We start from the raw sequence: 12,332 nt of genomic DNA on the forward strand, positions 1-12,332 counted from the left end.
GTTTTTAAGGACAAAGAAAATTAAAACTTATTCATAAGATATGAGAGAAAATGGAGCAAGCGAAAGAGAAGTTTCTATAAATATAAAAAATTTTCGCAATTTAAAGAACTTAAGATTCAAGTTTCTTGAAGGCAAAATGAATATAATTTTAGGAAAGAATAATGTTGGAAAGAGTAATTTATTGGATTATATCAATTCCTGGTATACAAAAAATAACAAAAATAGTGCTTATGAAATCTTTTATCTGAAAGAGAATGAAAAGTTTGCAAAATATCTTTCAAGTCCAATAATTTTTGAAATAAAAAAGGTGTTATTGCGTTCTATTAAAGAGAAAGAGGGATTTTTTGAATGCAACGAACATTATTTTTTTGAAATAGAAAGCCAAATTTTTGGTATTAAGCGAAATATTGTTTTGACTAGGTGTCATCGTTCTTCGCTACTACCTTGCTCTATTAAAGACTATAGAGAACTGCAATTAAATAAGGGAGAATCGAATTATCTTGGATCTCCAATATTAATAGCAGAACTGGAAAAAATAATTAAGGAAGGAATTTTCTTTTTATTTGATGAGATTCTAAAAAATGTAAAAGTTTTGTCTTCGCAAAGATTTTATGGTTTAGGTGAATTATTGACTTATGAAAAAGGGAATAAACTCGGAAATTTTTGCTTCAAGTTTAAGTTTTCTTTTTTAGATCCGTGAGACGGCAAGAAAAAGCCACTAGGGTTAGGAACAGAAAAGATAATTTTTCTAAATCTTTTGCTTAATATTCTACAAAACAAAGAAAAACTGCTAGTTTTTTTGGATACCAAAGAGAATAGAAAATGAAGGCATAAAAACTGGGTTTTTTTCTTTTTGCCATCCTCTAGACAAAAATCGATTCTTTTGATTGACAAACCAGAAACTTTTCTACATCCCGGTTACGAAAGAGAACTTTTTCTTTCTTTAAAAAGACTAACAGAAGAACGAAACAATTGTGATGTAATAATAGCAACTAATTCCTCCGAATTCCTAGTATCCTTTTCTTCTGAAGTTTATGATGGAAATTTGAGTGTGGTGATTCTGAATCAGTTAGGTTTAGACTTGCAAGTAAAGATAGTTTATCTAAAGGAAATTATTGATAGAATAAAAATTCCTATCCTCGAGTCTTGTGCTGAGTATGGCAACCTATTTAAACAAAAACTCAAAAAACCAGATAAGTTTTACAGAAACAAATGAATAGAAATATTATCAAAAGAATATACTTCAAAATTGTTTTTTAGCAAAAAAGTGTTGTTTGTTGAAGGTTCCACGGAGATTGTGTTTTTTTCTTATTTTGTGTTCGATTTACTTCTTAAGGGACTAAAAGAAAAAAATATTAAACAGTTAGAAGAAATAGATAAAATAGTTGAAGAAATTTCATTATTAAAAGAAAAAAGTGAAGAAGAGACACTAAGGTCTGTTTGAGTTAAACAACGGAGAGACGAATTTAATTCTCATTACGTAAAATTTATTGACGAAAGAAAGTTCTGAGAAAAATTTAAGGAAGTAAGAATCGTGCCGATTTTTGGGAAACTTAATTATATCTTTTTTGCAAAACTTTCTGAAAGTTTGTGATTAGAACACAAATTTCTTCTAGATAATGACAAAAAAAGTGTAGATAAGAAAGATATTAAAATGCCTGAAGAGAAAGTAAAATGAGAAAAACTTCATGAAATCAATAAGGGAATTAAAAAGGAGCAAATTAAGTCCTGAGAAGAACACGAATATCGAACAACTCTTCAGGAGGCTCAAAAGGCTTTAAACGAGGGCTGATTGTGACCAAATCACAAATTTTTCTATGACTCAACTACTTATTGCAAAACAAACAAAAAAAATAAATGTTATTGCGAAAATATCACTTGGATTGAAGAGGAATTTGAAAAGTTTATTGGTCTAGAAAAGTCAAAAGAATTTGGCTGAAAAAATCCTGAAATAAATTTGATCGAACAAATTGATACTATCATCAAAAATTTAATTGATAGCAAAGAAGCAACATCAATAAGAGAGGAAAAATGGAGAATAATATTCAATCTCATACTTGAGGAATGAAAATGAGGAAGTTATGGTTTTTGTAAAGGAAAAGAAATACAGAAATATAGAAATGAATAAAAGCGAAGAAATAAAAAAAGTAAAAGAAATTGTTCAAGTATACTCTTTTTTTCTACAAAATAGTTATACTTTATCTTATCCACATAAGGATCAAAACTATATGTTATTTCCTAGAACCGGATTGAAAAGAGAAGTTAGAGTAAAAATATCGCAGTCTATTAAAGAGAAACTCAGAGTAAAGAGTGATTTCATTAAAATCAATGGGGAAGAGAAGTTAAAAATAAAAAAAAAACATTAAAATTAAGTAAAAAATTACATAGCCTTGAAGAAGAATTAGGAAGAAAAGTGGCTTTGTTTTTAGATAAAAAAGCCATTATTTTGTTAAAAAAAGCAATTTTTCCGGAATCTGTGGCGATAATAAATAAGCATTTGATTGATAAATTAAAATTAAAAATAGACAAATATTATAAACTCAATTTTCTTTTAGAAAATGCTATAAGCTTCCTTAAGCATGATTCTAGGTGTATTAATAAGAGTGGCTTCATTGAAGCTAGAGACTTGGTTTTTCTAATAAATCCTAAAACAAGACCGAAAAAATTACTTAATTGGATTTATGAAGAAAATGAAAAATGGTATAAGCAAGAAAATGTGCTGCGGCACATAGTAAAATCAGGAACCAGTGATGATCTGGGAAGCAGAAGTATAGCAACCTGCAGTTTAGTGCCGAAAGATGTAATGTTTATTGCTTATGAATATAATTCATTATGATTATGATTTGACGTAAAATCCATTAGTAAAGAAGAAAAAAGTATATCTGCAACAATTAACTATTGTGCAAAAGTTGCAAAAAAGTGTGTTTTCTCCCATCCCTTTATCAAAAAGCAAAAATTAAATATATAAGTCCATGACTAAATACGACCATCTTTCCAAAGAAGAATTATTAAAAATTATTGAAAAACAAGAAAAAGAATTAGAAATCAAAAAATATGGACTTATTTGAGATAGGGAAAGAGAGACAGAGCAAGTAGTTTTAGACTGTGAAAATAATTTGCCAATACTTAAGAGAATTAGGGAAAAGCAAATTAAAACTGATAATAGTAATGACAACATTTTAATCGAAGGAGATAACTACCATTCTTTAACCTGTCTCAATTATACCCACAAAGGAAAAATTGACTTAATTTATATTGACCCTCCTTACAATACTGGAAAAGAAGATGAATGAAAGTATAATGATAAATTTGTTGATAAAAACGACCAATACAAACATGCCAAATGGTTAAACATGATGGAAAAGAGACTAGAACTTTCCAAAAATCTTTTAAAAGATAACGGAGTAATTTTTATATCCATAGGAGAACAAGAACTTTCTAATCTTAATTTATTGTGCGGAAAAGTCTTCGGACATGAAAAATTTTTGACTATCATGGCTCGCATATCTAAAACGGCCAGTAATCAAGGAAAATATTTTGCTCCTTCTTGCGATTTTGGTTTGCTATGCCAAAAATAAATCCCATATAAATACAAGTGATTTTTATGATGAAGTAGATGAGGATCTTTACGCAAAAGAGGATGAAAAAGGCAGATACAGAGATGATATTGCCTTGTTTCAGTCAAGTTTGGAAACACGGTTAAATCTTAGATATTATATTCAGTGTCCGGATGGATCATTAGTTATTCCGCCTGGAAGTACTTTGCCCCAACAAAAAAAAGAAGGAGTGCCGGTTTCAAGTGCGATTAGTGGAGTTGACAAACAATGAATATGGTCATATTCAAAGTTAGTTCAGAATAAACATTTATTAGTCTTCAAAGAAACTAAAAAATCTCCTCTATTAGACCAAGACGGAAATAGGTCTAAATATAGTATCTATGTGAAAAGTTATTTGGAGACAAGAAAAGATAAAGGAGTTAAGCCAAGAAACTTTTTGATAGATAAGAAGTTTCTAAATAGAAGAGGAACAGATTATTTAAAAACATTAGGATTATATTTTCCTTACTCTAAACCCAAAGAACTTATTATTCATTTACTTGAAAAAGTTCATCTTGCTAAAGATGCGATTATTTTAGATTTTTTTGCTGGTTCAGGAACTACCGGAGAAGCAGTTTTAGAACTTAATCAAGAAGAAAAGAGTCAAAGAAAATTTATTCTTTGCACTAATAACGAAGGGCAAATTGCCGAGGAAGTATGTTATCCACGTTTAAGAAAAATTATTAAAGGGTATGTCGAAAAAAAACAAGGTAGGCTAAAAGTTACAAGAGGGCTCGATGGTAATCTCCAATATTTTCAAACTGATTTAATTTCGGTTGAAAAACTTACTAATATAAGCGATGAAAAAAGGCATGAACTAACTGAAAAAGCAGGGTGAATGATTGCGATTAAAGAAAACACTTTTGAAGAAATTGAATGCGGTGAGTATTATCAAATATTCGAGAGTAAAGATAAACAAAGAAAAACTGCTATTTACTTTCGGGAAAACATGGATAAATTTGCGGAATTGACTGAAAAATTAAGAAAAATTAAAACAACCTTATATATTTTTTCTTATGGAAGAGTAGATAAAAAATCTTTTCAACATTTAGAAAAAAACATCACTATTGAAGATATTCCCGAACCGATTATTGAAATCTATAAGGAAATTAACTTAACTTTAAAAGAAAAATTATGACAGGAGTAAAATATTTAAAAGACTTTCAACAAAAAGCTGTAAAAGAATTAAGCGAAACTTTTTTAGACTTATGAAAAACTGGTAATTATCAAATACCACTTATTCTTAAAGCACCAACCGGAGCCGGGAAGACCATAATGATGGCTGAATTTTTAAGATGCCTGGATGACAATTATCAATTTCACGAAGACAAAGCCTATTTATGAATATCTTTTGGTGGCGATGATTCTTATACTCAGTCTAAAAAGAAACTTTATCAGTATTTTAATGAGGGAACCGACATGAACCTCAAAGACCTAAATAACTTGAATGAGGGAAAACTCCACAAAAACAACATTTTCTTTATCAACTGATTAAAAATAAAAGGAACCAATAAAGAATCAAAAAAATTAAGAAAGAGTGGTGGCGTTGGATATGGCGGAGAAGCAATTTTTGACGAATTTATTAAGCAAACTAGGAAAGAAAGAGGTTTAATACTAATTGTTGATGAGGCTCATATTGAAACTGATACTCATCTTGCTAAAGAAGTTGTTGACCTTTTCGACCCAAGAATTATTATTAAAGTGACTGCAACCCCTAAAATTGAGCCAAGTTTTAGCGATGTGAAGCAAAAAAGGGTTGGATTTGTAGAAGTTTCAGAAAAGGATGTGATAGAAAGCGGGCTAATCAAAGAAAAAATTGTTATTCAAACCAAAGAAGAGATTGAAAAGTTATCCAAAAAAAAGCAACTTTCTGAGGGCGAAATAATGCTGGAACTGGCCTATAATAAGAGAATAGAACTTAAAAAAATTTATGAAAAGTTAGAACTTGATATAAACCCATTGGTTTTAATTCAACTTCCGAGTGATTTTAAGGAGAAGGAGGTGATAGAGACTAATCAAAAAGACTTTGTTTTGTTATATTTAAAAGCCAAAGGCGTAAAAGAAAAGGAGATTGCTATTTGGTTATCGAACGAAAAGACAAATTTGGATACGATTGAAGAAAACAACAACGAAGTGAACTTTATGATTTTCAAAGTGGCTCCGGCTACCGGTTGAGATTGTCCGCGAGCCGAAATATTAGTAATGTTCCGCGAGATTGATAGCCCGATTTTTCATACTCAGATAATTGGCAGAATAAAAAGAATGTCCGAAGGTTATCATTATGAAAGAGAAGAATTAAACAAGGCTTATATTTTCACTAATTACAATAAAAATCATATCAAGGATATTAGCGAACTAGAAAATAAGAACAAGATTCCTATTTATTTCACCGAACTAAAAAAAGACATTGAAAGGATTTGCTTGGAAACAACTTATCACCATCAAACTGATTTTGATATTCTTGTTCTTCCATTATGGCAAAAGGTTTTTTTGGAAGTAATGGATCAAAAATTTGGAACTAAACCATACTTAGTTGCTGAAAATAAAAAAAAAGTAGGAACAAAAATTAATTTTTCTTTGACAAAAGTAAGCAATCAAATTATTGTGGATGCCGAAATTACTAGTTTTGACAATTTTGCTAATGAAATAAAAAGGAAAGGTCAAAACTTTGATTACCATTTTTCTCAGTTAGAAGTGGAAAAATTTTATAATTTGCTTTGTTTCCAAGAACTCAAAAATCAAGGAGATAAGGAAATAAAATATAACCCAGCAAGTTCATGAGGTCAAATGAAATCGGCTCTAAATGTTTGATTTGAAACCAGATTTGGATTTAATAAAGCGAATTATTATCCAATTATTGTTAATGAAATATCAAAAGAAAATAGTGACCTAAAAATAATTATTAGCAAGACTTTAAAAGAATTTAGAAAAAAGTACGAAATCGAGATAAAGGCAAAAGAGAAAAGAGAAGTTTTTGATTTATGATTGCCTGAAAAACAAGTTAGTTTTACTTCAGATTTCGAGAAAATTGAGAGTATAAATAAAAATGTCTATGAGAAATTTTATAATAGAAAACAATATTTGGGAATAGAAAATGAAAAGAAATTCATAAGGTTCTTAGAATCACAGCCCAATATCATTTGGTGGCATAAGCAAAGTTATGGGAGAAATGCTTTTGCGATTGAATATTTTGACATGCAAGAAAAGGAAAACAGGCTCTTCTATCCTGATTTTATTGTCAGAACGAAAAGCAAGGTCTATTTATTAGATACAAAAAGTGGTATTACGGCAAAAAGTCAAGAAACCGCGGATAAAAGCAACGCTCTTCAAAATTGAATTAAAGAAAAGCAGTCAAAATACAATTTTGAGATAATTGGCGGGATAGTAATTGAAAAATATCCGAACTGAAAAATAAATATAAGTATCAAATATGCTTATGAAAGAGAGAATGATTGAAAAGACCTAAGTTTTAGCAACTAAAAATAAAAACTGAATTATCTTTTCAACTTTTTTAAAATCAAAAAAGTTAAACAATTTTTTCCACCACTCTCCTCAATTTAGAAACTCTTTCTTTTCACTTTTTATAATTTTCTGGATTCTCTCTTTTTAGTTCGTCTAGTGACCCAAGCTTATTTAACATTGATAATTCTTTGCTAATCATAAATTTATCTTTAGGTTCAACTTCTAAAAGATATTCAATACTATCTTTAAGCCAATCAATTTCTCCTTCACCATCATAGATAATCTCCTCTTCTTTTCCTTCTAATTTTCCTTTAGTATGTATGCTTCAAAAGGTTTTATGCACTTGCTCTTGAGTGCATTTTGGCTCATGTTTGCAATTCTTTAACTTTGTTCCTTTTATTTTTTCTTCGCTTTCAATTCTCTTAGCCTTCTCTATAAGATGATTGTCCTTATCTAATAAAAATCTGCACTTTATGCCCATTTTTTGAGATAGTTTGCTAAAAAATATATAGTTTAGTTTTCCAAAGATGGGTATTATTTCAATTGACTCAAGTTCGGGAATCTCTCTTCTTATAAATTCACTGACAAGAAGAACGTAATCTGTCATGCCTTCAACAAACAATACACTTTTAGAGAAAAAAATTTTCAATGTATGTTCGTTTAAGAGAATTTTCCATTTATCGTAATAGAAATTATTATTTTCTGCTTCTTCTTTAAAGCAAGAGCAGTAGCTTTTTCATACTTCACATATTTCTTTATTAACTTCCTCTATAATCTCGTTGAAACATAGAGGCTTTTTTATTTTGCCAGATTCATCTTTTTGTAATATTACCAAATTTGCTTCACCACTAAATAACTCATTAATAAAGTGAGATAGAAGAGATGGAGAATGAGTAGTAAAAATTGTTGTAACATTATTTTCTTCTGCTTTTTTAATAGTGCTTGCTAATTCAGAGATAAGCGAAGGATGAAGAAAAACTTCTGGTTCATCCATTAGCAAAATTGGTGTATGAATAAATTTCGGGTAAACAGCTTTTTTTCATTTTCATTCGTCTTCATCAAGCCATTTATCTTTTTCAACTTCGTATCGATATCGTTCTCCCTCTTGAATTTGTTGTTCATTTTTCAAATCACTTATTAGAGACTTTAATGTTTCGATTTTTAAGTAACCTGATCCCAATTTATCTAAGGGATGAGAAATGTTCTTATTTAATCCGTAATAAATAATCTTTTTTTCGTTTTGATGTTTAATGAAGTTATCTCTATTGTCAAATCGAGGCATTCATGACTTCATTTCTTCTTTTGGATCTAACCCGCTTTCTATTATGAAATATTCACGAGCTGAATTTGATTCCTCGAGCTTTCCATAATAAAATTCACAATTACGAAATTTTACTTTATCAAGCCTTAAACCTTTCTTTTCTTCTTCATTCAGAAAAGAAGTGGCAGTTGCCAGATCAAAATAATATATTCGATAAGAAAGAGTAATTTTTCCTTCTTTAGGCCTTTTTTTAAACTCTGGATGAGTCGCATGTATGAAATATGGAGGAATGGAAGTAGTAAGTCAGCAATCTAAAAGTTTAAAGAAAGAAAAAGAACGACCTAAGTCGTTTGGATAAATAAGAAAAGCTTGTCGAGGAAAAAATAATTTGAGTGAATAAGTAGAATCACGATATCTAGGTATTAAGCCTTGTGGAGATTCTTCTTTTTTGTATTCTTCTTCGTCTGCTTCAAAGTCATCTCATTTCTTATTTTCTTCGTATAAAAAATCTAGAATGTTTGTTTTACCAATGTTATTTTCCCCAACTATAATGGTAATTCCGCCTCTAACAAATTCAAAGTCGATATCTACTATATTACGAAATTCCTTTATCGTTTTTACTATTTTTCATTTATCCAGTTTTTCACTAAATCCTCGCATAATATCTTAAAATGTTAACTAATGTCTTATCAATTTTAACATTATTAAATTTTTTATTCTCCAATTCGAGGTCAAAAGCCAAATCAGCAATTTCTAAAAACTTATCTTTTCATCTTCTAATCACTGCAATTACTGTTCATTATATAAAAACTTTCTTAAACATTCAGGAAGTTGTAAACTGTTTTCACCACTATCATAATAATACTCCAAAATAGTAGTAATTAATCTATCAATAGCTAATGCTGAGCCATTTAAAGAATGAGGATAATACTTTTGTCCATTTGCTTTTTTTACTCTGATTTTAGCCCGTTCAGTTTGAAAATCTTCACAATTACTACAAGAGGAAATTTCTAACCATTCTTTACTGACCGGTAGCCAGACTTCAATGTCATATTGTTTAGCAGCACTAAAGCCTAATTCTTTCACGCCAATTTCAATCACTCGGTGAGTAATTTCTAATAAATTAAGCAGACTTCGAACATCAGTTACTAATTTTTCTAATTCTTGATAAGAATCTTCCGGTTTAACTATTTTCACTAATTCTACTTTATGGAATTGATGAAGGCGAACCAACCCTTTATTTTTTTCTCCTGAAGCCATTCTCTCTGCTCGAAAGCAAGGACTATAAGCACATAAATTTAAAGGTAAATCTTCCTCGCTTAATATTTGGTCTTGGTAAAGATTAACTAAACTAACTTCGGCCGTGGGAAGCAAGTAAAAATTGCTATCTTCTATTTTATAAAGACTGTCTTGGAATTTGTGAAATTGTCCGGTATTGTAAAGATTATGAGCGTTAACTAAATAGGGAGTATCGAATAACTGATAACCTTTGCGAGAATTTTCAGTTAATAGAAAACTAATGAGTGCGTGTAATAACTGGCTGCCTAATCCTTGATAAACTACAAATTTGCTTCCGGAAAGTTTGATGCTTTTTTCTTCATCAATTATCTTTAATTTCTTTAATATTTCATCATGAGTTAAATTATGTTGAATGTTATGATGATATTCTGTTTTTTTGTCTTTTTTTTCTTTATCACTTTTCTCATAAGCGGGAGCAGGGATGTTAGGAATTTTTTCTGTTAATTCTTGTAATTCTTTTTTTATTTTTTCTAGTTCTTGTTCTTTGATGTCTATTTTTGCATTCAAATTAATAACTAATTGGGCAGTTTCTCTTCCTTTTTTAGTTAGTTGGTTTTTTTCTTTATTTAACTGATTAATTGCTTGAATTAACTGGTTCTTTTTCTCTCACTTGTTTTTAATTATTAATAATTGCCCAATGGTAATGCCGCGCAATTGAAGACGTGATACTGATTCTTCTCAATTAAGAAATAAGCGTTTTAGCATTATAAATTTTTTTTAATCTTTTTAGGAATAGTCAGAAAATTTTTGGCAGAGACTAATGCATTGCAGCGAATAGTTTCTTGCTTAATGATGTGAATTGAATAACTACTTCTGGCCAGTTGGCGAAGATTTTCTAAAGTTAGTTTTGCTTGTTTATAACGGGGTTGTTTGTCTCTTATTTTTAATTTGTGAAAGTTTGCTAATAACTTTTCTAATTCTAAAAAACTGGCTAACAAATGTTCTGCTTCTTCACTTTTTATTTCTAATTGCACTTTTTTGGCTAGCGTTTGTAGTTGTGGTAGTTTCATACTTTTTTCCTTTCCCATTTAATCTTTTCTTTCTTTGGTGGTTTGCTCCGACGATAAGCAATCTTCACTAAACTAATGAGAATATTAATGACTTCGCTCAATAAGGCAAATAAATAATCGCCGAATCTGCCAACTTGTGTGTAAAAGACCCAAGACATACCGAAACCGACAGCAATAATGAGTCAACTTTTTCGCAAATAATTAAACATCGATATCTTTTGGTAGGTAATAGTAGCAATAAATTGTGAAAAGAAAAATATAACTAAATAAAATAGCATTCAAGGAAGAAAACTTACTTGTCGACTGCTAAAAAAATGATTGCTTCGGTCAAAGGCAAAAGGATGAAGAGAAAAAGTAGTAATTAAAAGTAAACTCATGGCAATATTAAAGAACATTTGCTTCATGGCTTCTAACTGCTTTTTTGCTATTTCCCTTTCTTCTTCTAAGGAAGCTAGGTCAGTTGGTTCGGATTTTTCCCGAGATTTAGCCAGGTCTAAATCGGCTAATCTTGGAGGATAACTAATTCAGTTTAAAAGCAAGCGCATTAGCAAGACCTTTAAAAGCAAATCTAAAAATATTCCTCCGCTTAAACTTAATATTCCACAATTTTGGGAAATTCATTGTAAAGGTTGAATTAAAAAAAATCTCACCGGGTCAAGCAGTATTGATTTTTGTCAAGAACGTTTTCTCCAAGTTCTTTCACTAGTAAACTCAATATTTAAGTCAGTGATTGCAAGGTCGGCTCTTTTTAATTCATTTTGAATATTTTTGATAACCTTTTCTTGAACATTTTTTAGCTCTTCTTGGCGATATTCATCAGCCTTGTCTTCATAGGCTCTTGCACTTCCGTAATCATCATTTATTTTTTGCTCTTCGGGTGAAAATGAATCAGTACTCTTTATCGGAAGTTTTTTGTATTTTTCTTCGGCCTTTTCACGAACTTTCTTTTTTTCTTCGTGTTCATTTTGGGCTTGGTCTAATTTTTCCTTGGCTTGGTCTAATTCTTGATTTTTATTTAAACTTTCACCTTTTTTTTGTAGTTTGGCTTTAGCCTCATCCAAAATAGCCTTTTCGATTTCATTAATTTTTGCTAAAGTCTGGGCTCCCTCTTCAATTTTTCCTTGGTCGTTACCAATATTTTTTTCACCTCTAATATATTCTTGGTAATGAACAACTTGAGCCGATCTCTTAAAAAAAGAAAAAAAGGGAAAAGAATGGATAAGGAGAACGATAAAAAAGATAGCAACAATCTTAGTAAAGATTCGATAAAAAGAAGCAAATTTTTTTTTTGGTCTAGGCATAAGTAGTTGTCTTGTTTTTAGTCAAATTAATTGAACTTAGTTTTTTTTGAGGAATGGAAGCAAGTAATTCAACTAACGATTTTTGTCTAGCAGCAAACTTTTCAGAAAGTCCCGAACGGGTGATAATTACTAAGTCACAATGATTAGATTGATAAATTTGACAATCATCCTTGCTTTCTTTTAAGAAGCAAGTAAGAATGTTTTTAATTTGTCGTTTATAATAATTTCGTTGCGTTGCTTTCTTAACTACTTTTCGGGGAATACTAATGCCAAAGCGGCAATTATTTAACTGATTAGGAAGATAAAAAATCACAAAATCTGAGTTAACTATTTTTTTTCCTTGGCTGAGAATTTTTGAAAATCCTCAAACTTTGCGTAAGCGATAAAGATTTCACATTTTTTC

The 12,332-nt window shown here is 30.0% G+C and carries 11 protein-coding genes; 6 read left to right on the forward strand and 5 right to left on the reverse strand.

What is annotated here, in order from left to right; genetic code table 4:
* Positions 1-40 precede the first annotated feature (40 nt).
* The 6 genes from GvMRE_RS05835 to GvMRE_RS05860 are packed head-to-tail and all read left to right on the forward strand — an operon-like array spanning position 41 to position 7,076.
* On the forward strand, positions 41-2,128 hold the full coding sequence (locus tag GvMRE_RS05835; RefSeq protein WP_147410306.1) for an OLD family protein: 2,088 nt from the start codon (positions 41-43) through the stop codon (positions 2,126-2,128).
* Entirely contained in the window at positions 2,121-2,366 is a 246-nt protein-coding gene (locus tag GvMRE_RS05840; RefSeq protein ID WP_147410307.1) for a hypothetical protein, read from the forward strand. The genes GvMRE_RS05835 and GvMRE_RS05840 overlap by 8 nt, the downstream gene beginning before the upstream one ends.
* Positions 2,367-2,419: 53 nt before the next feature.
* On the forward strand, positions 2,420-2,968 hold the full coding sequence (locus GvMRE_RS05845; protein WP_147410308.1) for a hypothetical protein: 549 nt from the start codon (positions 2,420-2,422) through the stop codon (positions 2,966-2,968).
* 4 nt (positions 2,969-2,972) lie between these two features.
* Positions 2,973-3,578 (forward strand): DNA methyltransferase, encoded by a 606-nt coding sequence (locus GvMRE_RS05850; protein ID WP_147410309.1) that lies wholly within the window; start codon positions 2,973-2,975, stop codon positions 3,576-3,578.
* Positions 3,538-4,743 (forward strand): DNA methyltransferase, encoded by a 1,206-nt coding sequence (locus GvMRE_RS05855; RefSeq protein WP_172575286.1) that lies wholly within the window; start codon positions 3,538-3,540, stop codon positions 4,741-4,743. The genes GvMRE_RS05850 and GvMRE_RS05855 overlap by 41 nt, the downstream gene beginning before the upstream one ends.
* The gene (locus GvMRE_RS05860) at positions 4,731-7,076 is read left to right on the forward strand and encodes a DEAD/DEAH box helicase (RefSeq protein WP_147410311.1); all 2,346 of its coding nucleotides are present in this window, start codon (positions 4,731-4,733) and stop codon (positions 7,074-7,076) included. Before GvMRE_RS05855 ends, GvMRE_RS05860 begins: the two co-directional genes overlap by 13 nt.
* Before the next feature lie 46 nt (positions 7,077-7,122).
* On the opposite strand, the gene GvMRE_RS05865 is transcribed toward GvMRE_RS05860, so the two are convergent.
* The 5 genes from GvMRE_RS05865 to rnpA form a co-directional block, all read right to left on the reverse strand.
* Entirely contained in the window at positions 7,123-8,979 is a 1,857-nt protein-coding gene (locus GvMRE_RS05865; RefSeq protein ID WP_147410312.1) for an ATP-dependent nuclease, read from the reverse strand.
* Between the two features lie 129 nt (positions 8,980-9,108).
* A complete protein-coding gene (serS, locus tag GvMRE_RS05870; RefSeq protein WP_147410313.1) occupies positions 9,109-10,323 on the reverse strand; it encodes a serine--tRNA ligase in 1,215 nt (404 codons plus the stop codon).
* Positions 10,323-10,628 carry a hypothetical protein gene (locus GvMRE_RS05875; RefSeq protein WP_147410314.1) on the reverse strand — a complete coding sequence of 102 codons (306 nt, stop codon included), beginning with the start codon at positions 10,626-10,628 and terminating at the stop codon, positions 10,323-10,325. The genes serS and GvMRE_RS05875 overlap by 1 nt, the downstream gene beginning before the upstream one ends.
* Positions 10,601-11,929 carry a hypothetical protein gene (locus tag GvMRE_RS05880; RefSeq protein ID WP_147410315.1) on the reverse strand — a complete coding sequence of 443 codons (1,329 nt, stop codon included), beginning with the start codon at positions 11,927-11,929 and terminating at the stop codon, positions 10,601-10,603. The genes GvMRE_RS05875 and GvMRE_RS05880 overlap by 28 nt, the downstream gene beginning before the upstream one ends.
* Positions 11,922-12,326, reverse strand: a complete 405-nt coding sequence (gene rnpA, locus GvMRE_RS05885) for a ribonuclease P protein component (protein WP_172575287.1) — start codon at positions 12,324-12,326, stop codon at positions 11,922-11,924. Before rnpA ends, GvMRE_RS05880 begins: the two co-directional genes overlap by 8 nt.
* Positions 12,327-12,332: the final 6 nt, after the last annotated feature.

The sequence above is a fragment of the endosymbiont GvMRE of Glomus versiforme genome, assembly GCF_003546845.1.